Genomic DNA, 21,243 nt, shown 5'->3' with positions numbered 1-21,243 from the left:
CGGCGACGCCTACCGGCCGCTATCGCGCCACGTAATCGTGGGTGCCCGCGGCGGTGCGCAGCTGATGGCGTCCCCGCCCCACCGAGCGCAGGGTGCCGTTGAGGAAGTCCTCGAACTCGGCGAGCTTGCTGTCGACGTAGATGTCGCACTCGCCGCGCAGGCGATCGGCCTCGGCGTGTGCCGAGTCGATGAGGCGGGTGGCCTCGGCCGTGGCGGTCTGCACGATCTCGGTCTGCGACACCAGCCGCTGCTGCTCCTTGATGCCTTCCTGCACGGCCTTCTCGTAGGCGAGGTTGCCGTTCTCGATCAGCCGGTCGGCCTCGGTCTTGGCGCGGCCGGTGCTGGCCTCGTACTCGCGCTTGGCCGTGGCCGTGATGCGGCTGGCCTCTTCGCGGGCCTCGGTGACCATGCGCTCGCTGTGCTGCCGGGCCTCGGCGACCATGCGGTCGGCCTGGGCCTTGGCGTCGGCGAGCAGCCGGTCGGCCTCCGCGCGGGAGTGGTTGATCATGGAGTCGGCCTCGGCGGAGGCAGTCGCGACCATCGAGTCGGACTGCTCCTTGGCCTCGCGCAGCAACCCGTCGCGCGCGTCGAGGACGTCCTGGGCGTCGTCGAGTTCACCCGGGATCGCGTCCTTGATGTCGTCGATCAACTCGAGGACATCACCGCGGGGAACCACGCAACCGGCCGTCATCGGCACACCGCGGGCTTCTTCGACAATCGCGCTCAGCTCGTCGAGCGCTTCAAAAACTCGGTACACGGCAACACCCTCCAGGCGTAGTTGTCAGTTACCAGTGTGCCTGGTGTTACGCCTGTGACTCAGCTACCGACGCCGGTGTGTCGCGTTCCGGGCGTCTTGCTGTGTCGCTGCTTCCCCAGGCTGCAACTCCGGTCTGAATTGCTGATCCCGACATTATGTCAACAAGTGACGACGTCAGCGAGTCGCAAAGCGCCCCTCTCGTCTCGCACGCGCCGAATGTCGGGTTGATGCACGCTCACCTCGATAAAGCGTCGAACAACGCCACACTCGCGCCCGAAACCGGCTACCGGAGGACGGCGGAGATGACGTCGCGCGCCCGGTCGAGCATCGATGCGAAGGGGCCGACGGCGAAGTTGGCGGTGGCCGACTCCACCCCGGCGTGCGGCCGGGTGGGCGCGATGCTCTGGGCGGCCTGCACGGCCTTGACCATCCGCTCCTTGGCGTCGGCGTCGAGCTCACGCGCCAGTTTGTTGAACTCCTGCTGCTCTTCCTGCTCGGCGTGGTGCAGGACGTCGTCGCGGAACCGCATCAGCGCGTCGAGGAACTCCTTGGAGCCGATATCCATCTTCTCCAGCGCCGACAGCTGCTCCTTGGCCTCATGCTCCTCTTCGAGGCGGGCGTCGACGATCGCGTCGCCGTCGGCGATTTCGTGGCGCGCACGCGGGTGCACCACCATCTCCTCGGCGGTCTCGTGCACCGCGAGCAGCTGACGCAGTTCGACGAACGCGGTCTCGCGGGCTTTGTCATCGGACGCGCTGATCACCTCTTCGAACAGGTCCTTGATCAGGTTGTGCTGATCGGTCAGAAACTTCACGACATCGTCGGTCGACTGGACAAACGTCTGCACCATGGCAATAACTCCGTACTCAATGAATGGGTGGGGGCGCGAAGGGCTGTGCGCCACCTTGCGGTTACCCCGTGAGCGCGGAGATCAACCCTTGAGCTTTGCCCGCAGCCGCCGGTTGACCGGTTCGGGCAGCAGTTCGCTGACGTCGCCGCCCAACGACGCGACCTCTTTGGCCAGTGACGACGAGACGAACGAGTACCGCGGTGTGGTCGCCACGAAGAACGTGTCCACGCCGGCGATGTGTTTGTTCATCTGCGCCATCTGCAACTCGTATTCGAAGTCGGTGCCGGTGCGCAGACCCTTGACGATCGCGGTGTACCCGTGCTTTTTGACGAAGTCGACCACCAGGCCCTCCCCCGCCTCCGCGCGCACGTTGGGCAGGTGCGCCGTCGACTCGTCGAGCATCGCGATGCGCTCGTCGAGGTCGAACATGCCCTTCTTGTTCGGGTTGACCAGCACCGCGATGATGACCTCGTCGAACTGGGCGGCCGCGCGTTCGAAGATGTCGACATGGCCGAGGGTCACCGGGTCGAAGGAGCCCGGACATACCACGCCGCTCATGGGTGATGACGCTAGCAGGGCTGATCAGACCGCGTCCGCGGTGACTTCGGCCATTTCGATGCGGGTGTCGCCGTAGCGCCGCGGTTTCCACGGCGCCCAGCCGTCGGGCCAGGTCAGTGCGGGCCCGGACGTGTGGCGTTCGACGGCGACGACGGTGCCGGGCGCGGTCCATCCATGGCGGCTCAATGCCTGCAGGACGCGGCGCATTTCGGCGGTGTCGACGTCGTAGGGCGGATCGGCCAGCACCAGGTCCACCGGCCGCTGAGTGCCCGACGCCAGCACCGCGGCGACGGCTCCGCGCCGCACCGTCGCCCCCGTCACGCCGAGGGCGGCGATGTTCTCGGCGATCACGGCGGCCGCCCGCGGATCGGACTCCACGAACAGCACCGAGCCCGCCCCGCGCGACAGCGCCTCGAGCCCGAGCGCGCCCGAGCCCGCGTAGAGGTCGAGCACCGATGCGCCGGCGAGGTCGATCCGCGCGGCCAGCACGTTGAACAGCGACTCCCGCACCCTGTCGGTGGTCGGACGAGTTCCGCTGCGCGGCACCGTGATTCGGCGCCCACCCAGGGTTCCGGCGATGATGCGGGTCAGCTGACCACCACCAGCAGGTCACCGCCCTCGACCTGGGCGGTCGCCGACACCGCGACCCTGCTGACCTTGCCGGCTTTGGGTGCGGTGATCGCGGCTTCCATCTTCATCGCTTCGATGGTGGCGATGGTCTGGCCGGCCTGCACCTGGTCGTCGGCGGCGACGCTGACGGTGACCACACCGGCGAAGGGCGCCGCGACGTGATCGGGATTGTCGCGGTCGGCTTTCTCGGCGGCCGGGACGTCGCTGGCGATGCTGCGGTCGCGCACCACGACCGGGCGGAGCTGGCCGTTGATGATGCACATCACCGTGCGCATCCCGCGTTCGTCGGGATCGGAGATCGCCTCGAGCCCGATCAGCAGTTCCACGCCGCGCTCGAGCTTGACGCGGTGCTCCTCACCGGAGCGCAGCCCGTAGAAGAACTGGTTGGCAGAGAGGCTCGAGGTGTCCCCGTAGAGTTCGCGGTGCGCTTCGAATTCCTCTGTCGGACTGGGGAAAAGCAAACGGTTCAGGGTGGTCTGCCGGCGCGGGCCGGATTGGGACAGCGCCGCCTGGTCCTCCGCGCTGAGCTGCTGTGCGGGCTTGGCCGGCGGCCGGTCCGCGAGCACCTTGCTGCGCAACGGCTCGGGCCATCCGCCCGCCGGATCACCGAGTTCACCACGGAAGAAACCGATCACGGAGTCGGGGATGTCCAGCCGCGACGGGTCTGAGGCGAACTCCTCGGCGCTGATGCCCGCCCCCAGCAGCGCGAGGGCGAGGTCGCCGACCACTTTCGAGGACGGGGTCACCTTCACCAGCCGGCCCAGGACCCGGTCGGCGGCAGCGTAATTGGCCTCGATCTCTTCGAACCGGTCACCGAAGCCCAGCGCGATCGCCTGTTGACGCAGGTTTGACAGCTGGCCGCCGGGGATCTCGTGGTGATACACCCGGCCGCTCGGGGCAGGAGGACCGGATGCTGCGACATCGAATGGCGCGTAGACCTTCCGCAGCGCCTCCCAGTACGGTTCCAGGTCGCACACCGCCGACAGCGACAGCCCGGTGTCGTGTTCGGTGTGGGCGGCCGCCGCGACGATCGAACTCAGCGCCGGCTGGCTGGTGGTGCCCGCCAGCGGGGCCGCCGCGCCGTCGACCGCGTTGGCCCCGGCCTGCCATGCGGCCAGATACGTCGCCAGCTGCCCGCCGGGGGTGTCGTGGGTGTGTACGTGCACCGGTAGGTCGAATCGGCTGCGCAGCGCGGTGATCAGCGTGTGCGCGGCGTGCGGGCGCAACAGCCCGGCCATGTCCTTGATCGCCAGGACGTGCGCGCCGGCGTCCACGATCTGCTCGGCCAGCTTGAGGTAATAGTCCAGTGTGTAAAGGTTTTCGCCGGGGTCGGCCAGATCCCCGGTGTAGCTCATCGCGACTTCGGCGACCGCCGTGCCGGTCTCACGGACCGCGTCGATGGCCGGGCGCATCGATTCGACGTTGTTGAGCGCATCGAAGATCCGGTAGATGTCGATCCCGGTCGCGGTCGCCTCCGCCACGAACGCGTAGGTGACCGATTCCGGATACGGCGTGTAGCCGACGGTGTTGCGGCCCCGCAGCAGCATCTGCAGGCAGATGTTGGGAATGGCCTCACGCAAGGCCGCCAGCCGCTCCCACGGGTCTTCCTTCAAGAACCGAAGCGCCACATCGTAAGTCGCGCCGCCCCAGCACTCCACCGACAGCAGCTGCGGGCACATCCGCGCGACGTAAGGCGCCACCTCCAACAGGCCGGTGCTGCGCACGCGCGTCGCCAGCAGTGACTGATGGGCGTCGCGGAACGTGGTGTCGGTGACGCGCAGCGACGTGGAGTCGCGCAGCCACCGCGCGAACCCCTGCGGGCCAAGCTCATTGAGCAGTTGCTTGGACCCGTCCGGGGTCTGCTCGCCCAGATCGATGTGCGGCAGCTTGTCGCGCGGATACACCGACGAGCTGCGCGCGCCGTGCGGTTGGTTGACCGTGACATCGGCCAGATAGTTGAGGATCTTGGTGCCGCGGTCGGCCGGGGTCAGCGCGGTCAGCAGATACGGTCGCGCATCGATGAACGAAGTGTTGATGCGCCCGGCGCGGAAGTCGGCGTCGTTGACCACCGCCATCAAGAACGGGATGTTCGTCGACACCCCGCGAATCCGGAACTCCGCCAACGCCCGTCGCGCCCTGGCCACGGCGGCGGGCAGGTCCCGGCCCCGGCAGGTCAGCTTGACCAGCATCGAGTCGAAATGCGCGCTGATCTCCGCCCCCAGATGCGAACCGCCGTCCAGCCGGATGCCCGCCCCGCCCGGCGAGCGGTACGCGGTGATACGGCCGGTGTCGGGGCGGAACCCGTTGGCCGGATCCTCGGTGGTGATCCGGCACTGCATCGCCGCACCCCGCACCCTCAGCGTGTCCTGGTTCAAGCCAAGGGATTCCAGCGTCTCGCCATCGGCGATGCGAAGTTGTGAGGCCACCAGGTCGACGTCGGTGATCTCCTCGGTCACGGTGTGCTCGACCTGGATGCGCGGGTTGCACTCGATGAACACGTAGTGGCCGCGTTCGTCGAGCAGGAACTCGACCGTGCCCGCATAGCTGTAGCCGATGTGGCGGGCGAAGGCGACCGCGTCCGCGCACATGCTCCTGCGCAGATCCTCAGAAAGGTTGGGCGCCGGCGCGAGCTCGATGACCTTCTGATGGCGCCGCTGCACGCTGCAGTCACGCTCGAACAGATGCATGACATTGCCATGGGTGTCGGCCAGGATCTGCACCTCGATGTGGCGTGGGTTCACCACGGCCTGCTCCAGATACAGCGTCGGATCCCCGAACGCCGACTCCGCCTCGCGGGAGGCCGCCTCGATCGCCTCGGCCAGCGCGTCGGCGTCGGCGACGTAGCGCATCCCCCGGCCCCCACCGCCGGACACCGCCTTGACGAACAGCGGGAACCGCATCGCCTCCGCCGCGGCGATCAGTTCCTGCGCCGACGCCGACGGCGCCGAGGAGTCCAGCACCGGCAGCCCCGCGTCCCGGGCCGCCGCGATCGCGCGCGCTTTGTTGCCGGTCAGCTCCAGCACCTCGGCGCTCGGGCCGATGAACGTGATACCCGCCGCCGCGCACGCCGCGGCCAGCTCCGGGTTCTCCGACAGAAACCCGTAGCCCGGGTACACCGCGTCCGCCCCGGCACCCCGTGCGACACGGACGATCTCGTCGACCGACAGGTAGGCCCGCACCGGGTGCCCGGTCTCACCGATCTGATACGACTCGTCGGCCTTGAGCCGATGCAACGAGTTCCGGTCCTCATACGGATACACCGCGACGGTGGCGATCCCCAGCTCGTACGCGGCACGAAACGCCCGGATCGCGATCTCACCGCGATTGGCCACAAGGACTTTAGAGATGACTTTAGAGATCACGCGCCACCCTTACCCCGGTCCGAAAAACAGTGGATCTAAACGAGCGTGGACCAGTAGCTCCAGAACCGCACGAGGATCAGCAGGATCAGCGCGGTGAACCACAACGTCACCAGCGACCAGCGCCAGGTGTACAGGCCGCGCGCGACGGCGCCGCCACGTTGAGGCTGCACGGCGATGGCGGCGGCCACGACCAGCAGTGGGATCGTCACCGCCCACACCACCATGCAGTACGGGCACAACGCCCCGATGCGGTAGAGGCTCTGAAAGATCAACCAGTGGACGAACGCCGCGCCGAGCAGCGTTCCGATCGCCAGACCGGCCCAGTACCAGCGTGGCAGCTCGACGCGGGCGAGCGCGATGACACCGGTGACCACGACGACGGTGAACGCGATGACGCCGATCAGCGGGTTGGGGAAGCCGAACAGCGACGCCTGCGGGGTGATCATCACCGAACCGCACGACAGCACCGGGTTGATGCTGCAGGTCGGCACGTAGTCCGGGTCGATCAGCGTCTGGATCTTCTCGACGGTCAACGTGAACGACGCCGCCAGGCCGAAGACACCGGCGATCAGCAGCCAGATCGCGCTGGGCCGCCGGACCGGCACCCCCGTCGGCGCGTCGGCCGCGGGTTCGCTCGGTGCGTCGGTGCCCGGCGCGGTGACCGTCACGGTGCCGGAACTACCGGGGTCGGGTCGGGCGCGGGTGGCGGTGCACCGGCGTCCAGGGCGGGCACGTTGCCGACGATCTCCTCGATCTTGGCGATCAACGCATCGGGTGTGGTCGGGTTGTAGTCCTCGCCGTTGATGCGGATCGTCGGCGTCGCCTTCACCCCGCTGGCGGCGGCCATGCCCTTGACCATGTCGTTGTAGCGGCCCTTGTTGATGCATTCTGGGACACCGCCTGCCGCGCCGGCCTGCCGGGCCACCTCGATGAGCCGGGCGTTGTCGGGGAACGGGCCGACGCCCTCGGGGGGCTGCTGGGCGTAGAGCGCGGCGTGGAACCGCCGGAACGCGTCGATCGACTCGTCGGCCACGCAGTAGGCCGCGTTGGCCGCGCGGGTGGAGTAGCCGTTGCCCTGCCGGTCCAGGATCGAGATCATGTGGAAGTCGGCGGCGATGGCACCGCTGTCGATCAGCTTGCTCACGGTGGGGCCGAACATCTTCTCGAAGTTGCCGCAGGCCGGGCACAGGAGGTCCTCGAAGAGCGACACCACGGCCTTGGGCTCCGACGAGCCTTCCTGGGTGATCAAGTCACTCGAGGTCACCCGGATCGCCTGAACCTCGCCATCGCCGGGTTTGTCCTCTGCCGACATGACGATGTAGAGCACCAGCGCCACGGCGAAGATCACGACGACCGCGGTCAGCCCGATCTGAATCGCCAGGTTGCGCTTGCGGTCCGCCGCCTTGAGGTCGTAGCGCGGGTTCTTCTTGGGTTTGGTGGCCACGGGGTAAGCGTACCGGCGGGCTTCCGGCCGGTGTCAGACGCGGGCCAGGTGCGCGCGCATCGCCGAGATGCTCTCGGCCATCGCGGTCGTGCTGTCCCCGCCGAGCGGAAAGAAGTTCGCGAAGGCGTGCACCAGCGACCCGAACTCGCGGTAGTCGACGGCGACGCCGGCCGCGCGCATCGCCTCGGCGTATTGCCTGCCCTCGTCGCGCAGCGGATCGAACCCGGCCGTCAGCACCAGCGCCGGCGGCAGACCGGACAGGTCCTCGGCGCGCAGCGGTGACACCCGCGGGTCAGCCGGCTCCACCGCCGCGCCGTCGAGGTAGTGGGCGTGGAACCAGTCCAGATCCCGCTTGGTCAGGAAGAAGCCCTCGGCGAACAGGGTCTTGGACCGGGTTTCGCTGCTGTAGTCGGTGACCGGGTAGAACAGCAGCTGCAGCACCGGTAACCGCGTGCCCTCGGCGCGGGCCCGCAGGCAGACCAGCGCGGCCTGGTTGCCGCCGGCGCTGTCGCCGCCGACCGCGACCCGCCGGGGATCCGCGCCGAGTCCGGCGGCGTTCTCGAGTGCCCAAGCGAACGCGGCGTACGCGTCGTCGGTGCCCGCCGGGGCCTTGTGCTCCGGCGCCAACCGGTAATCCACCGACAGCACGTGCACGTGGCCGACGCGGCAGAGGTGGCGGCACAGGTCGTCGTGGGTTTCGAGGCTGCCGATCACCTGGCCGCCGCCGTGGTAGAAGACCAGCAGCGGGGCGTTCTCGGCGTCGGGCCGGTAGTGCCGCGCGGCGATGTCACCGGCCGGGCCGGGGATCGAAAGATCGCTGACCCCGGCCACCGGGATGTTCTGTCGGAAGCTCGCGGACAGGGTCTCCAGCTGCCGGCGCGCGATGTCGACGTCGTCGCTGGACACCAGGCCGTCGATGCCGGCGGCCTTCTGCCCGACCAGCATCAGCTGCAGCGTGGTGTCCAGCGTGTTCCCGTCGATGGTGATCGAACGTCCGCCGAGCAGCGCCCGCTTGACCGGGTCGGGAATGTGGGGAAGCGCGCGCAGGGTGAGGCCGGCGGCGGTGTTGACGATGGTGTCCTTGCGGCTTGCGCTTCGCAAAGCCGCGCCTGGCAGACTTTGAACCATGGCGTCTCCTTCGATCGAGCTGAACGACGGTAATTCGATCCCTCAGGCCGGGCTGGGTGTTTGGCAGACGCCGCCCGAGGACACCGAGCGTGCGGCGGCGACGGCGTTGGATGCCGGGTATCGACACATCGACACGGCCGCAGCGTATGGCAACGAGCGCGAGGTCGGCCAGGCGGTCGCCAAATCGGGGCTGGCCCGCGAGGACGTCTTCGTGACCACCAAGTTGTGGAACGCCGATCAGGGCTACGACAGCACGCTGAAGGCGTTTGACGCCAGCATGCAGCGGCTGGGGATGGACTACCTCGACCTCTACCTGATCCACTGGCCGGTACCCGCCAAGGACGCCTACGTCGACACCTTCAAGGCGTTCGCGCACCTGCGTGACCAGGGTCGCATCCGGTCGATCGGGGTCAGCAACTTCGAACCCGAGCATCTGCGCAAGCTGATCGACGGCACCGGAATCGTGCCCGCCGTCAACCAGATCGAGCTGCATCCCCGGCTGCAACAGCATGAGCTGCGGGAATTGCACGCTCAGCTGGGCATCGCCACCGAGGCATGGAGCCCGCTGGGGCAGGGTTCACTGTTGACGAACCCGGCCGTGACGGCCGTCGCGGAGGCGCACGGGAAAACGCCTGCGCAGGTACTGATTAGGTGGCATATCCAACTCGGCAATATAGTCATCCCGAAATCGGTGACCCCAGCGAGAATTGTGAGCAACTTCGACGTGTTCGACTTTGAACTGAGCGAGCAGGACATGGCGTCCGTCTCTTCGCTCGGTGACGGCACGCGGCTGGGGCCCGACCCCCGCACATTCAACTTCACAGGATAGGTGACATGACCCCATCGGACGGGGCGACGGCGGTTCCGACCGTCACGCTCAACGACGACAACACGATTCCGGTGATCGGCCTCGGCGTCGGGGAACTGTCGGACACCGAGGCGGAGCAAGCGGTCTTGGCGGCCCTCGAGGCCGGCTACCGGCTCATCGACACGGCCGCCTCCTATGGCAACGAGGAGGCCGTCGGCCGCGCGGTGAGGGCATCGGGGGTGCCCCGCGAGGAAATCTTCATCACCACCAAGCTGGCCACCGCCGATCTCGGCTTCCAGTCGTCACAGGACGCGCTGAAGGCCAGCCTGCAGCGGCTCGGCATGGACTACGTCGACCTGTACCTGATTCACTGGCCGGCCGGTGAGCACGGCAAGTATGTCGACAGCTGGGGCGGGCTGATGAAGCGCAAGGAGGTCGGCGAGGCCAAGTCGATCGGGGTGAGCAACTTTCACGCCGAACACCTTGCCGACATCATCGACCTGTCCTTCTTCACCCCGGCGGTCAACCAGATCGAGCTGCACCCGTTGCTGAACCAGGCCGAGTTGCGCGCGGTCAACGCCGGCTACGGCATCCTCACCCAGGCCTACAGCCCGCTGGGGGTCGGCCGGCTGCTGGAGCACGAGGCGGTCACCTCGGTGGCGCAGGCGCAAGGCAAGACGCCGGCGCAGGTGTTGCTGCGGTGGAACCTGCAGCTGGGCAACGCCGTTGTCGTGCGGTCGACGTCGCCGGAGCGGATGAAGTCGAATCTCGAGGTGTTCGACTTCGAGCTCACCGACGAGCAGATGGCCTCGCTCAACGCGCTCGACGACGGCACCCGGTTCCGCCCGGACCCCGAGACGTACAAGGGCGAGTAGGTTTTCCGGCCAGGGCAGACGCAAAGTCGTGTCGCCACGGCCTGATTCGTACGAGTTTGTATCCGTTCGCGCTCAACCCGTGGGGCAGGTCGACGCGGCGTCGCGCAACACCGTCGCCGACGGCGCGTCGATCGGCAGCCGGTAGCCGCGCAGCACTTCGATGAACTGCATCGCGTACTGGCAGTGAAACGCCCGGTTCGGCGGCATCCAGTCGGCGGGCTCCTGGTCGCCCTTGTCCTGGTTGGGTTCCCCGGCGACGGCGAGCAGGTTGGCCGGATCGTTGGCGAAGCGCACCCGCATCTCCTCCGGCCAGTCACGGGCACCGAGATCCCAGGCCAGCGCCAGCGGCACGAGGTGGTCGATCTGGACCGACGCCCCGACGCCGGCGCCGCGGGTGAATGCGATGACGGCATTGGTGTACGGGTCGAAAAGGGTGCCGGTGGCGACAGCGGTGGGGCACCGCTCGATCGATACGTACGTCTTGTCGGCGAGGTCGCGGTCGAGAATGTCGTTGCGGGTGTCACAGCCGTTGCGACCGCCGGGCGCGGTGGTGTCGTCGGTCCAGCTCTCGCCGAACGCGGCGCGCCGGTAGTCGTGGCCGCGCACCCGTTGCGGCACCACCGGGACGCCCGCCAGCACGTCGTCGCCGGGTGCCACCGTGGGCACCCCGGCCTGCGCGGCCGACGGCGTCCGCTGCCCTGCCGACGTCGTGGTCTGCACCGCGACGAGCACCGCCAGCGCGACGATCGCGGCCAGCCACAGAAATCGCTTGCGGTTCATGCTTTGTCGAGGAACTCGACGCGATCGGTGTCGACGAACGGGGCCGCCAGCATCGCTAATCCGGGATCGTCGGGGTCCTTCTCATGCATCGACTGGCAGAACTCACGCGCGGCCAGAATGATCTCCAGATGGTCCAGCAGCGACAAGAATCTCAGCGTGATCGCTCGGCCGGATTGGCTGAGCCCCAGCACATCTCCCTCTTGGCGCTCTTTGAGGTCCAGGTCGGCGAGCTCGAATCCGTCCAATGTGGAGGCGACGGCCTTCAGTCGTGCACCGGCCTTCGAGTTCTCGAGAAGGTTGGTGGCCAGCAGGCACAGGCTGGGGTGCTCACCGCGGCCGATGCGTCCGCGCAACTGGTGCAGTTGGCTGATGCCGAACCTGTCCGCGTCCATCACCAGCATCACCGTCGCATTGGGCACGTCGACGCCCACCTCAATGACCGTGGTGCACACCAGCACGTCGATCTCGCCCGCCCGGAACGCCTCCATCACCGCGTCCTTTTCGTCGGCGGGCAACCTGCCGTGCATCAGGCCCAGCCGAAGTCCCGCCAGCGGGCCGCGGCGCAGCCCCTCGAACAGCTCGATGACAGTGACCGGGGGCGGGGCACCGCGTTTCTCGTCGTCGTCGGTGTCCTCGGCGGGTTTGTCGTCGGCGTCGATGCGCGAGGCGACCACGTAGGCCTGTCGTCCCGCACGGACCTCCTCGGTGATGCGTTGCCAGGCCCGGTCCAGCCAGGACCGGTGCTTGGTGATGAAGATGGTGTTGGTGGAAATCGGTTGTCTTCCCCGCGGAAGCTCGCGCAGCGTCGAGATCTCCAGGTCGCCGTAATGGGTGAGGGCGACGGTGCGCGGGATCGGCGTCGCCGTCATCACCAGTAGGTGCGGTGTCACACCCTCGGGTGCCTTGCTGCGCAAGCGATCTCGCTGCTCCACCCCGAACCGGTGTTGCTCGTCGACGACCACCATGCCGAGCCGGTGGAATTCGACGGCGTCCTGCAGTAGCGCGTGCGTGCCGATGACGATGCCGGCCTCGCCGCTGGCGACCTCGTCGCGCACGGCGCGCTTGCGGGCCGCCGACATCGATCCGGTCAACAACGCCACCCGGGTCGCGCCCTCCTCACCACCGAGCTGACCCGCCATCGCAAGCGGCCCGAGAACGTCGCGTACCGAGCGGTCATGTTGGGCGGCAAGGACTTCCGTCGGTGCCAGCAGGGCGCACTGGTAGCCCGCGTCGACCATCTGCAACATCGCCAGCACGCTGACGATCGTCTTGCCCGAACCCACCTCGCCTTGCAGCATGCGGTTCATCGGCCGACTCGAAGCCAGCTCGGCGGAGATGACGTCGAGCACCTCGGTTTGGCCGGCGGTCAATTCGAACGGCAGCCGGGCGCGCAGGGCGGCCACCAGGCCGTCGTCGCGCAACGGCGCCACCGGCCCCGATTCGCTCAGCTCGCTGTATCGCCGCTTCACCAGCGCCCATTGCAGGCCGATGGCTTCGTCATAGGTGAGCCTGCGTTGGGCCTGCTCGCGTTCGACCTTGTTCTCGGCGATGTGGATGGCCCGTAGTGCCCGGTCTTCGGTGATCAGATCATGTTGTCGCAGAAAGCTTTTCGGCAGCGGCTCTTCGATCGGGTCGAGCACGTCGAGCACCTGGCGCACGCATGCGTAGATATCCCAGCTCTGCAGCTTCCTGTTGGCGGGGTAGATCGGGAAGAACTCACGCTCGAACGCCGACAACACGTCGTCGCCGACGGCGCCCGACGCCGAGGCGATGGCCTTCAGCGACTTGGTGCCGAACGTCTTGCCCTTGGGTGATTCCAGCACCAGGAACGCCGGATGGGTCAGTTGCAGTGTGCGCCTGAAGTATTTGACCTCCCCCGACAGCATCAGCCGCGTCCCGACGACGAGGTCCTCGAGCATCCAGTCGGCGTTGAAGAACGTCGCGGTGACCGGCGACCGCCGATCCCCAAGGGTGACGCGCAACCACTTGCGCTTGCGCATCTTCCCGGTCTTCTTGTCGAACTGCGGCTTCATCTCACCGACTTTCGTGTCGGTGATGGTGTCGACGAACGTGACGTGCTCGCCTTCGCGGAGCTCCTCGCCCTCCTGTAAGACCGTCATGCCGTCGCTGTACTTGCGCGGATAGTGGCGCAGCAGATCGTTGACGGTGCGGATGCCGAAATGTTCCTCCAACGGTTCGGCGGCTTTCTTGCCGACGATGTAGTCGAGTCGATCGCTCAGGGTGGCCACCGCTACTCCACCCCGATCAGCAGCGCATCGCCGCGGTGGTCGGTGTGGTAGATGACCAGCTCGATCCCGAGGTGGTTGCGGTGCACGTGCTCGTGCAGTGCCGCGGCGACGCTGCCGTCGACGCCGACGCCGGTGAGCACGGTGACCAGTTCACCGCCGGCGGCCAGCAGCAGGTCGATCAACCCGGCGCCCGCGGCGGTGATGTCCTCGCCGACGACCAGCACCTCGTCACCCGAAATGCCCAACCCGTCCCCCGGTTTGCACATCCCCGCCCAGGTCAACGCCTCCTCGGTGGCGACCCGAACCGAACCGTGCCGGGCCCCGGCCGCGGCGCGGGCCATCGTGTAGCCGTCGTCGACCGCTTGCCGCTCGGCGTCGTGGACGGCCAGCGCGGCCAGCCCCTGCACCATCGACGCCGCGGGCACCGGCACCACGTCGATCCCCCACCCGATCGCGGCCGTGCACCCGGCGACCAGTTCCTCGGCGGCGACGTAACCGTTGGGCAGCACCATGACCTGGGCCGCCCCCGCGTCGACCAGCGCGTGCAGCAGCTGTTTGGCGCTGACCGGGGTGTCCGGCTGCACGCGCAAGACGTGCGAGCCCTCGCCTGCGAACAGTTCCTGCGCCCCGACCCCGTCGACGACCGAGAGGACCGCCCTACTGTGGGCCCACCCGCCGGCCGGGTGGGCACCGCCGGTGCGGGTGAGCGACGTGACCTGGATGCGGCTCGGGCTGCCCACGGCCAGGCCGGCCTCGACGGCCGCACCGGCGTCGTCGACATGGGCGTGCACCGAGTACTGCCCGTCGACACCGGCCGCGGCGATGGCCACCGACTCACCCAGGCCCTCCAGCTCGTCGCGCAGCTTGTCCACCCCGCCGGCGTCACATCCGGTGAGCAGGTACATCACCTCGAACTGCGGGGGTGCGGGGGCGTCGGCGGCGACGGCGCGATCGGGGGTGTGCAGCGGCGTCGGCACATACTGCTGCCGGATGGGTGCGTGGCCGGTCACCGTCGCGCGCATCGCGTCCAGCAGTACCAGCAGGCCGCGCCCGCCGGCGTCCACCACGCCGGCCTCGGCCAACACGGTGAGCTGCCCAGGTGTCTTGTCCAGGGCGACGGCCGCGGCGTCGACCACGGTCACCAGCACATCGGCGAGCGGCGCACCGTCGGAAACGGCCTGCTCGGCGGCGTTCGCGGCGTCTCGGAGCACGGAGAAGATGGTGCCGGGAACGGGTTGGCCGATCGAGGCGACGACGAGGGTGACCGCGCGGCGAAGCGCCGAGGCCAGCACGGCGCCGTCGACGTCGTCCAGCACCGCTTTCCGCTCGGCGGCCGCTTCGGCGGTGACGTCGGCCAGCCCGCGCAGGATCTGCGACAGGATGACCCCGGAGTTACCGCGGGCGCCGTACAGGGCGCCGCGGGCCAGCGCGGCGGCCACCTGCGCGACGTCGTCGGTGTCGGGAAGGGCATCGGCCTGGGCCCACGCAGAACGCATGGTGAACAGCATGTTCGTGCCGGTGTCGGCGTCGGCGACCGGGAACACGTTGAGCCGGTTGATCTCGTCGGTGTGGCTGATGAGGTCGCCGACGGCGGCGTGCGCCCACCCGCGCAGCGCGGAGGCGTCAAGCCGTCGAGTTGACATCCTCACCTCCCGCCAGATGGCCCCATGCGCGGGCGCCGCCGTGGGCGTCAGCCTAATCACTCCGGCTGACAGCGCGGTTTCGACGTTCGCGCTTGTGGATCGTGCGCTCCGGCGGGTCGAACGTGGGCTTGTGTGCGAGTTACGCGCGTGTTTACCTGCACAAGCCCACGTTCGAGGCGGATCGGCGCGCATTTTGGTGATCACTGCGGCTGCCGGTATCCTGATCAGGTTGTCGGGTCGGCCCGTCGTTGCGCGGCGGAAGAGGTTCTGACCCCCAAGTACTGACTTCGAGGAGTTCTACATATGGCTGCCGTCTGCGATATCTGCGGGAAGGGCCCCGGCTTCGGAAAGTCGGTGTCGCACTCCCATCGCCGGACCAGCCGTCGGTGGGATCCGAACATCCAGACCGTGCACGCTGCCGGTCCGGGCGGTAACAAGAAGCGCATCAACGCGTGCACGTCGTGCATCAAGGCCGGAAAGGTCGCCCGCGGCTGACCGCGACTGACCGCGGCGACGTTTAGCGGCGAAGTTTAGCGGCGAAGCGGTCGGGTACCGCTGACCGCGAGGCCGGGCACCGGGCCTGGTCAGAAGGAATGGTCACGCACATGCACGCTGGAATCGCCCGCCCCGCACTCGTCACCCTCGCCGGCGCGCTGGCCGCTGGATGGCTGCTGGCCGCATGTAGCGGCGCCGAAACCACCGACACCGAGGAAACGACGACAACCACCACCACCGAGGCGCCGACAACCACCGAGGGCGACAACACCATCGAGATTCCGTCGCCGAACATCGATGTGCCCGAGGTGACGATGACCCCGGCGCCCTGATCTCGCGGGCGTTTGAGCGGTGCGGTGCCGGGTAAGCCGTTGCTCCATGACCTCACGTGGAACATCAAGCCCGAAACTGTTGGTGCTGGCCTCCGGAATCGCGGTGGCGTCGTTGTTGACGGCCTGCGGCGGAGACGAGTCCGGCGATTCCGAGACCACTACCACGACGACGACCTCGGAGACCACGACGGTCGAGACGACGGTCGAGACCACCGTTGCGCCGACGGTCGAGCCGACGGTGACGACCGAGCCAGCGCCCGCGCCGCCTGCCGGTCCCACCGAGGGCGACGGCACCATCGAGATTCCGGTGCCCGACATCCCGTCACCGCCGCCGATTCCGTCACCCCCGCCGATCCCGGGCACGTAAACGCCCAGCACGTAGACGCCCAAAGGGACATACGGGCGGGAAAGTGCGAGTAAAACGCACCGAAACGTCGATCTCGACGCGGGGCGAAGGGACGCGCGGGGCTAGGGCAGGTGCCAGTCGATCGGGTCCGCACCCAGTTTCTCGAGCAACTCGTTGGCCCGGCTGAACGGCCGCGACCCGAAGAACCCGCGCGACGCCGACAGCGGCGACGGGTGTGGCGACTCGATCGACACACAGTCGCTGCCCTCGAGCATCGGCTTCAGCGTGGACGCGTCGCGGCCCCACAGCACCGCCACCAGCGGCTGCCGACGTGCGATCAGCGCCCTGATCGCACACTCGGTGACCGCTTCCCAACCCTTGCCCCGATGCGACGCAGGGCTGCCGGGGCGCACGGTCAACACCCGGTTGAGCAGCATCACCCCGCGCTCGGCCCACGGCGTGAGATCGCCCGTTGCCGGCGGCGGATAACCGAGATCCTTGCCGTATTCGGTGAAGATGTTCTCCAGGCTCCGCGGCAGCGGGCGCACGTCTGCAGCCACCGAGAAGCTCAACCCGACCGCGTGGCCGGGGGTCGGATAGGGATCCTGGCCGACGATGAGCACCTTGACGCGCTCGAACGGGAAAGTGAAGGCCCGCAACACATTCTGGCCGGCCGGCAGGTAGCCGTTGCCCGCGGCCAATTCCGCGCGCAGAAATTCGCCCATCTGCGCGACCTGCGGCGCCACCGGCTCCAGCGCAGCGGCCCAGCCTTCCTCGACGAGTTCACGCAATGGTCGCGCGGTCACGAAATCCCCTTGATCAGCTGCACCACAGTGTCCGCTCCTGCCCGACGGTCTTTGGAGATCTCTTGGTACTCAGGCGATTCCGCCCAGCTACGAAATGACGCTTCGTCGGGAAACGACATCAGAACCACCTTCTCTCGATCCGACTGGCCTTCCACCACCTGGGGAGCTTCGTCCGCGGCGAGCAGCGTCCCGGCGTGCTGGCGGAACACCTCCATGAAACGCGCCTGGTACCGGTCGTAGGCGTTTCGATCCGTGAACTTCAGTTGAGCGATCGCGTACACCGTCACGATCCGTCACCCTAACTAGTCGAACGACTGCCAGCCGGGATCTCCCCGCCATCGGGCGCCGTCGACCAACACCCGCGGCGGCCCCTCCTGCACCCGTCCGATCACCCGCCAGCCCTCAGGCGGCGAGGCGGCGAACGCCGCGACCAGCGGATGATCCTCCCCGCCGCCGAGCACCCACTCCCACGCGTCGGTCCCGACGGCCGCGGCCGCGGCGGCCACCGCGTCGTGATCGGCGCCCAGCAGGTCGGTCGACACGTCGATGACCACAGAGGAGGCTTCGGCGATGTGCCCCAGATCGGCCAGCAGTCCATCGGACACGTCGGTCATCGCGGTGGCGCCACCGTCGGCGGCGGCGCGCCCCTGCCCGTACGGGGGCTCGGGCACCAGATGACGTCGCCGCAATTCATCGAATCCACCGATACCGTTGTGCCACAACGCATATCCGGCCGCTGAGCGGCCCAGCGTGCCCGCCACCGCCACGGTGTCGCCGGCCTGGGCGCCGCCGCGGGTCACCGGCCGACGGCCGTCGAGGTCGCCTAACGCGGTCACCGAGATCACCCATTGCGGAGCACTCACCAGATCCCCGCCGACGATCCCGGCGTCCATCAGCTTGGCCTCGTGCCACATCCCGTCGGCCAGTTCCAGTGCCTGCGCCGCCGGGGTGCCCCCCGGCGCCCCGAACGCGACGACGAACGCGGTGGCCCGTGCCCCCATCGCCTCGATGTCGGCGGCGTTCTGAGCGATCGCCTTTCGCCCGATGTCGTGCGGCGACGACCAGTCGAGCCGGAAGTGCCGTTGGGCGACGAGCATGTCGGTGGACACCACGGTCTTGCCGTCGGGGGCGTACAGCACCGCCGCGTCGTCGCCGGGGCCGAGCGCCACCGCAGGCGGTTGATCGCGATCGGCGACCAGCCGGTCGATCACGGCGAACTCGCCGAGCCCCGTCAGGCTCTCGGCGGGATCATCGGTCGCCATGTCACCTCCCTGACGGATCTGGGGCGGATCGGACCCTGCGGCGTGGAGTCTATGTGGTCATAGAGTTGGGCTGTGGATGCAGAGGACCGAGACGGTCCGCCGCGCGCACTGCTGATCGCGGCGGTTGTGGTGGCGGTGGGCGCGGCGATCGCGATCTTGGTGATCGCGGCGGTGCGCCAAACCCCCGCGGAGCAACAGGTCGTCGGGATCGTGGCGGTTCCCGCTCCGCACGCCCAGAGCGAGGACTGCGACGCGCTCATCTCCGCGCTGCCCGACAAGCTCGGCGACTTCGACCGTGCCCGTGTCGCTGATCCCGCGCCTCCCGGGGCGGCCGCATGGCGGACGGATCCCGAGCGCGAGGCGATCATCCTGCGCTGCGGGCTGCTCCGGCCCGCCGACTTCGTGGTGGGCACCCCGCTGCAGGTGGTGGACGCCGTGAGCTGGTTTCAGGTCTCCGAGCAGGGCCGCAGCACCTGGTATGCCGTCGATCGGCCGGTCTACATCGCGCTCACCCTGCCGCCGGATTCAGGGCCAACACCGATCCAGGAGATCTCGGAGGTGATCGCGAAAACCCTGCCTGCCAAACCCATTGACCCGGCGCCGGTCGCCTGAAGCGAGGGAAACGTGTCAGCGCAGCCCGGCGCCGCGCGCGAGGGCCGTTTCGACCATGGTGGTCAGCAACGTCGGATAGTCCACGCCGCTGGCGGCCCACATCCGCGGATACATGGAGATCGTGGTGAAGCCCGGCATGGTGTTGATCTCGTTGATCACCGGGCCGTCCTCGGTCAAGAAGAAGTCGACGCGCGCCAGGCCCTGGCAGCCGACGGCATGGAAGGCGCGAATCGCCAAGGCGCGCACCGTATCCGCGGTCTCGTCGTCGATCTTGGCGGGCACGTCGAGCTCGGCGGCGTCTTCGAGATACTTCGTCGCGAAGTCATAGAAGCCGTCCTCGCCGCTCTGTGCGGCGACCACGCGGATCTCGCCGACCGCGCTGGCTTCCACCCGGCCGTCCGGGAATTCCAGGACCCCGCATTCCAATTCGCGCCCCGGTATCGCGGCCTCGACGATCACCTTGGGGTCGTGGCGGCGTGCCTGTGAAATCGCTTCAGGCAGCTGATCCCACGCCGTCACCCGGCTGACGCCGATCGAGGAGCCGCCCCGCGCCGGTTTGACGAAGACGGGTAACCCGAGCCGTTCACGCACCTCGAGCTCCAGCGTCTCGTCGCGCGGGCGCAGCACCGCGTGGTCGCCGATCGGCAGTCCCGCCGAGGCCAGCAGTTTCTTGGTGAACTCCTTGTCCATGCCCGCCGCGCTGGCCAACACCCCGGCCCCGACGTAGGGCACGCCGGCCAGCTCGAGCAGGCCTTGGATGGTGCCGTCCTCGCCGTATGGCCCGTGCAGCACCGGGAACACCACATCCACCGCGGCCAGCAGCTCCCCGGCGCCCTGCCCGAACGACACCAGCTGGCCGCGACGGCCTGGATCGGTCGCCAGCGCCAGCTCGGTGCCCGACGCCTTGGTCACCTCCGGCAGCCGGCCGTCGACGATCGCCAAGGTATCGGGCTGGGCGTCGGTGAGCACCCATGCCCCCTCGGGGGTGATGCCGACGGCCACCACGTCGAAGCGGGCGGGATCGAGATTGCGCAGGATGCTGCCCGCGGAGACACATGAAATTGCGTGCTCGGAGCTGCGTCCGCCGTAGACGACGGCGACCCGGATGCGCCCCGAGCCGGAGTCACTGTGGGCAGTCACAACCTAGAGAGGCTACCGTCCTGACCCGAAACGCGGATCCCGACCGCGACGACGTGCGGTTTCACCCCAGCGCCTGCTCGACGTCGGCGATGAGATCGTCGATGTCCTCGATGCCCAGCGAGATGCGCGCGAAGCCTTCACTGACCGAGTCGCCCCAGCGGGCACGGCGGTCGACCGACGTGTGGATTCCACCGAAGCTGGTCGACGAGATCAACAGCGCGCTGCGCTGCACCAGCGCGTGCACCGCCTCGGCGCTGTCGAGTTCGACGCCGACGAGCCCCCCGAACCGTTTCATCTGCTGGGAGGCGATCCGGTGCGACGGGTCGTCGGGCAGCCCGGGGTAGCGCACCGATCGCACAGCGGGGTGGCTGCGCAGCATCACCGCCAGCGCCTGGGCGTTCTGGGACTGGCGTTCGAACCGCAGGCCCGCGCTGCCCAGACCGCGCAGCACCAACCACGCCTCGAACGCCCCGAGGATCGGCCCGGCCAACAAGCGCTCCCGCGCCACGGCCTCCATCAACTCGGGGTGGCTGCCCGCGACGTAGCCCGCGACCAGATCGCTGTGTCCGGACAGCCCTTTCGTGGCGCTGGCCACCACCAGGTCAGCGCCCAGCGACAGCGGTTGCTGGCCCAGCGGAGTCGCGGTGGTGTTGTCGACCACGAGCGTGGCGCCGCGGCTTCGGCAGTGCATCGCCAGCTGATGCAGGTCGACGACGTCGAGCCCCGGATTCGTCGGCGTCTCCGCGAGCACGACGTCGGCGTCCTTCGACGCGTCGCACATTGCGGCGCTCGCCGCCTCTACCACCGTGACTCCTTGCGGTGCAAGGTATTCGGCGGCGTACCGACGCACTTGATAGTAGCCGTCAGCCGGGACGATCAGCTTCGTGCCCCGTTTGGCCAGCACACGCAACACCGAGGTGATCGCGGCCATCCCGGACCCGAACGTCAACGCCGTTGCGGCGCCTTCGAGTTCGGCCAACGCCGCCTCGAGGCGACGCCATGTCGGGTTGGAGTTGCGGCCGTAGAAATCCAGCGCCTCGGTTTCGTCGGGTGAGAGGTGGTAGGCAGCGGCCGGAACCGGAGACGGCATCACGGGATTCCCTGGAACAGGCTCTGTACCAACGGCTTTGACGCTGCGGGTGGAGTCCCCGTATTGGGCGTCCATC

Annotated in this window: 22 protein-coding genes; 6 read left to right on the top strand and 16 right to left on the bottom strand. The window is 68.4% G+C overall.

All coding sequences use genetic code 11. The features are described 5' to 3' along the window. Nucleotides 1-19 precede the first annotated feature (19 nt). From sepIVA to MELE44368_RS14185, 8 genes are all read right to left on the bottom strand, one after another. The gene (gene sepIVA / locus MELE44368_RS14220) at nt 20-757 is read right to left on the bottom strand and encodes a cell division protein SepIVA (protein ID WP_128109077.1); all 738 of its coding nucleotides are present in this window, start codon (nt 755-757) and stop codon (nt 20-22) included. A gap of 283 nt (nt 758-1,040) precedes the next feature. Further along, nucleotides 1,041-1,607, bottom strand: coding sequence for a hemerythrin domain-containing protein (locus MELE44368_RS14215; protein ID WP_128109076.1), 567 nt, complete (start codon nt 1,605-1,607; stop codon nt 1,041-1,043). An 81-nt stretch (nt 1,608-1,688) separates the two neighbouring features. Then, nucleotides 1,689-2,165, bottom strand: a complete 477-nt coding sequence (gene coaD / locus MELE44368_RS14210; protein WP_128109075.1) for a pantetheine-phosphate adenylyltransferase — start codon at nt 2,163-2,165, stop codon at nt 1,689-1,691. Nucleotides 2,166-2,189: 24 nt separating this feature from the next. Next, complete coding sequence (gene rsmD, locus MELE44368_RS14205) at nt 2,190-2,756, bottom strand: 16S rRNA (guanine(966)-N(2))-methyltransferase RsmD (protein ID WP_128109074.1); 567 nt, start codon at nt 2,754-2,756, stop codon at nt 2,190-2,192. Further along, complete coding sequence (locus MELE44368_RS14200) at nt 2,753-6,154, bottom strand: pyruvate carboxylase (protein ID WP_128109093.1); 3,402 nt, start codon at nt 6,152-6,154, stop codon at nt 2,753-2,755. Before MELE44368_RS14200 ends, rsmD begins: the two co-directional genes overlap by 4 nt. 38 nt (nt 6,155-6,192) lie before the next feature. Continuing rightward, nucleotides 6,193-6,825 (bottom strand): vitamin K epoxide reductase family protein, encoded by a 633-nt coding sequence (locus MELE44368_RS14195; protein ID WP_128109073.1) that lies wholly within the window; start codon nt 6,823-6,825, stop codon nt 6,193-6,195. After that, nucleotides 6,822-7,601 (bottom strand): DsbA family protein, encoded by a 780-nt coding sequence (locus tag MELE44368_RS14190; protein WP_128109072.1) that lies wholly within the window; start codon nt 7,599-7,601, stop codon nt 6,822-6,824. Before MELE44368_RS14190 ends, MELE44368_RS14195 begins: the two co-directional genes overlap by 4 nt. Before the next feature lie 33 nt (nt 7,602-7,634). After that, nucleotides 7,635-8,729: an alpha/beta hydrolase gene (locus MELE44368_RS14185; protein WP_128109071.1), complete on the bottom strand. Its 1,095-nt coding sequence runs from the start codon at nt 8,727-8,729 to the stop codon at nt 7,635-7,637. Here MELE44368_RS14185 and MELE44368_RS14180 point away from each other — a divergent pair. Next, entirely contained in the window at nt 8,728-9,558 is an 831-nt protein-coding gene (locus MELE44368_RS14180) for an aldo/keto reductase (RefSeq protein WP_128109070.1), read from the top strand. The two genes, MELE44368_RS14185 and MELE44368_RS14180, sit on opposite strands and share 2 nt — an antisense overlap. 5 nt (nt 9,559-9,563) lie before the next feature. After that, a complete protein-coding gene (locus MELE44368_RS14175; RefSeq protein WP_128109069.1) occupies nt 9,564-10,412 on the top strand; it encodes an aldo/keto reductase in 849 nt (282 codons plus the stop codon). A gap of 72 nt (nt 10,413-10,484) precedes the next feature. On the opposite strand, the gene MELE44368_RS14170 is transcribed toward MELE44368_RS14175, so the two are convergent. The 3 genes from MELE44368_RS14170 to MELE44368_RS14160 are packed head-to-tail and all read right to left on the bottom strand — an operon-like array spanning nt 10,485 to nt 15,084. Continuing rightward, on the bottom strand, nt 10,485-11,192 hold the full coding sequence (locus MELE44368_RS14170; protein WP_128109068.1) for an HNH endonuclease family protein: 708 nt from the start codon (nt 11,190-11,192) through the stop codon (nt 10,485-10,487). After that, on the bottom strand, nt 11,189-13,441 hold the full coding sequence (gene recG, locus MELE44368_RS14165; RefSeq protein ID WP_128109067.1) for an ATP-dependent DNA helicase RecG: 2,253 nt from the start codon (nt 13,439-13,441) through the stop codon (nt 11,189-11,191). Before recG ends, MELE44368_RS14170 begins: the two co-directional genes overlap by 4 nt. A gap of 2 nt (nt 13,442-13,443) precedes the next feature. Then, nucleotides 13,444-15,084, bottom strand: a complete 1,641-nt coding sequence (locus tag MELE44368_RS14160; RefSeq protein ID WP_128109066.1) for a fatty acid kinase ATP-binding subunit FakA — start codon at nt 15,082-15,084, stop codon at nt 13,444-13,446. A gap of 303 nt (nt 15,085-15,387) precedes the next feature. On the opposite strand from MELE44368_RS14160, the gene rpmB reads away from it, so the two are divergent. The 3 genes from rpmB (at nt 15,388) to MELE44368_RS14145 (ending at nt 16,278) form a co-directional block, all read left to right on the top strand. Beyond that, entirely contained in the window at nt 15,388-15,579 is a 192-nt protein-coding gene (gene rpmB / locus MELE44368_RS14155; RefSeq protein WP_128109065.1) for a 50S ribosomal protein L28, read from the top strand. A gap of 110 nt (nt 15,580-15,689) precedes the next feature. After that, entirely contained in the window at nt 15,690-15,911 is a 222-nt protein-coding gene (locus MELE44368_RS14150; protein WP_128109064.1) for a hypothetical protein, read from the top strand. Between the two features lie 46 nt (nt 15,912-15,957). Beyond that, nucleotides 15,958-16,278 (top strand): hypothetical protein, encoded by a 321-nt coding sequence (locus tag MELE44368_RS14145; protein WP_128109063.1) that lies wholly within the window; start codon nt 15,958-15,960, stop codon nt 16,276-16,278. 101 nt (nt 16,279-16,379) lie between these two features. Here MELE44368_RS14145 and MELE44368_RS14140 read toward each other — a convergent pair whose 3' ends face one another. Genes MELE44368_RS14140 through MELE44368_RS14130 form a run of 3 tightly spaced genes read right to left on the bottom strand, consistent with a single transcriptional unit; the run spans nt 16,380 to nt 18,325 of the window. Continuing rightward, nucleotides 16,380-17,063 carry a uracil-DNA glycosylase gene (locus MELE44368_RS14140; protein WP_128109062.1) on the bottom strand — a complete coding sequence of 228 codons (684 nt, stop codon included), beginning with the start codon at nt 17,061-17,063 and terminating at the stop codon, nt 16,380-16,382. Then, nucleotides 17,060-17,350, bottom strand: coding sequence for a DUF1330 domain-containing protein (locus MELE44368_RS14135; RefSeq protein ID WP_046751324.1), 291 nt, complete (start codon nt 17,348-17,350; stop codon nt 17,060-17,062). The genes MELE44368_RS14140 and MELE44368_RS14135 overlap by 4 nt, the downstream gene beginning before the upstream one ends. 15 nt (nt 17,351-17,365) lie before the next feature. Next, entirely contained in the window at nt 17,366-18,325 is a 960-nt protein-coding gene (locus tag MELE44368_RS14130) for a thiamine-phosphate kinase (RefSeq protein ID WP_128109061.1), read from the bottom strand. Nucleotides 18,326-18,397: 72 nt separating this feature from the next. On the opposite strand from MELE44368_RS14130, the gene MELE44368_RS14125 reads away from it, so the two are divergent. Next, a complete protein-coding gene (locus tag MELE44368_RS14125) occupies nt 18,398-18,937 on the top strand; it encodes a DUF3515 domain-containing protein (RefSeq protein WP_128109060.1) in 540 nt (179 codons plus the stop codon). Nucleotides 18,938-18,952: 15 nt separating this feature from the next. Here MELE44368_RS14125 and MELE44368_RS14120 read toward each other — a convergent pair whose 3' ends face one another. Both MELE44368_RS14120 and MELE44368_RS14115 read right to left on the bottom strand, forming a co-directional pair. Continuing rightward, nucleotides 18,953-20,077 (bottom strand): D-alanine--D-alanine ligase family protein, encoded by a 1,125-nt coding sequence (locus MELE44368_RS14120; RefSeq protein ID WP_128109059.1) that lies wholly within the window; start codon nt 20,075-20,077, stop codon nt 18,953-18,955. 61 nt (nt 20,078-20,138) lie between these two features. Next, entirely contained in the window at nt 20,139-21,242 is a 1,104-nt protein-coding gene (locus MELE44368_RS14115) for a cystathionine gamma-lyase (protein ID WP_046751328.1), read from the bottom strand. Between the last annotated feature and the right edge of the window lies 1 nt (nt 21,243).

The organism is Mycolicibacterium elephantis DSM 44368 (assembly GCF_004014805.1).
Taxonomy (GTDB): domain Bacteria; phylum Actinomycetota; class Actinomycetes; order Mycobacteriales; family Mycobacteriaceae; genus Mycobacterium; species Mycobacterium elephantis.
This window is presented reverse-complemented; position numbering and strand designations above follow the sequence as displayed.

Bases quoted from the DNA above. Each gene is read 5' to 3' on its own strand.
- MELE44368_RS14150 (WP_128109064.1), top strand. From the start codon at position 15,690: ATGCACGCTGGAATCGCCCGCCCCGCACTCGTCACCCTCGCCGGCGCG.
- MELE44368_RS14145 (WP_128109063.1), top strand. From the start codon at position 15,958: ATGACCTCACGTGGAACATCAAGCCCGAAACTGTTGGTGCTGGCCTCC.
- coaD (WP_128109075.1), bottom strand. From the start codon at position 2,165: ATGAGCGGCGTGGTATGTCCGGGCTCCTTCGACCCGGTGACCCTCGGC.
- MELE44368_RS14175 (WP_128109069.1), top strand. From the start codon at position 9,564: ATGACCCCATCGGACGGGGCGACGGCGGTTCCGACCGTCACGCTCAAC.
- MELE44368_RS14180 (WP_128109070.1), top strand. From the start codon at position 8,728: ATGGCGTCTCCTTCGATCGAGCTGAACGACGGTAATTCGATCCCTCAG.
- MELE44368_RS14215 (WP_128109076.1), bottom strand. From the start codon at position 1,607: ATGGTGCAGACGTTTGTCCAGTCGACCGACGATGTCGTGAAGTTTCTG.
- rpmB (WP_128109065.1), top strand. From the start codon at position 15,388: ATGGCTGCCGTCTGCGATATCTGCGGGAAGGGCCCCGGCTTCGGAAAG.
- MELE44368_RS14160 (WP_128109066.1), bottom strand. From the start codon at position 15,084: ATGTCAACTCGACGGCTTGACGCCTCCGCGCTGCGCGGGTGGGCGCAC.
- MELE44368_RS14115 (WP_046751328.1), bottom strand. From the start codon at position 21,242: ATGGACGCCCAATACGGGGACTCCACCCGCAGCGTCAAAGCCGTTGGT.
- MELE44368_RS14130 (WP_128109061.1), bottom strand. From the start codon at position 18,325: ATGGCGACCGATGATCCCGCCGAGAGCCTGACGGGGCTCGGCGAGTTC.
- MELE44368_RS14170 (WP_128109068.1), bottom strand. From the start codon at position 11,192: ATGAACCGCAAGCGATTTCTGTGGCTGGCCGCGATCGTCGCGCTGGCG.
- MELE44368_RS14185 (WP_128109071.1), bottom strand. From the start codon at position 8,729: ATGGTTCAAAGTCTGCCAGGCGCGGCTTTGCGAAGCGCAAGCCGCAAG.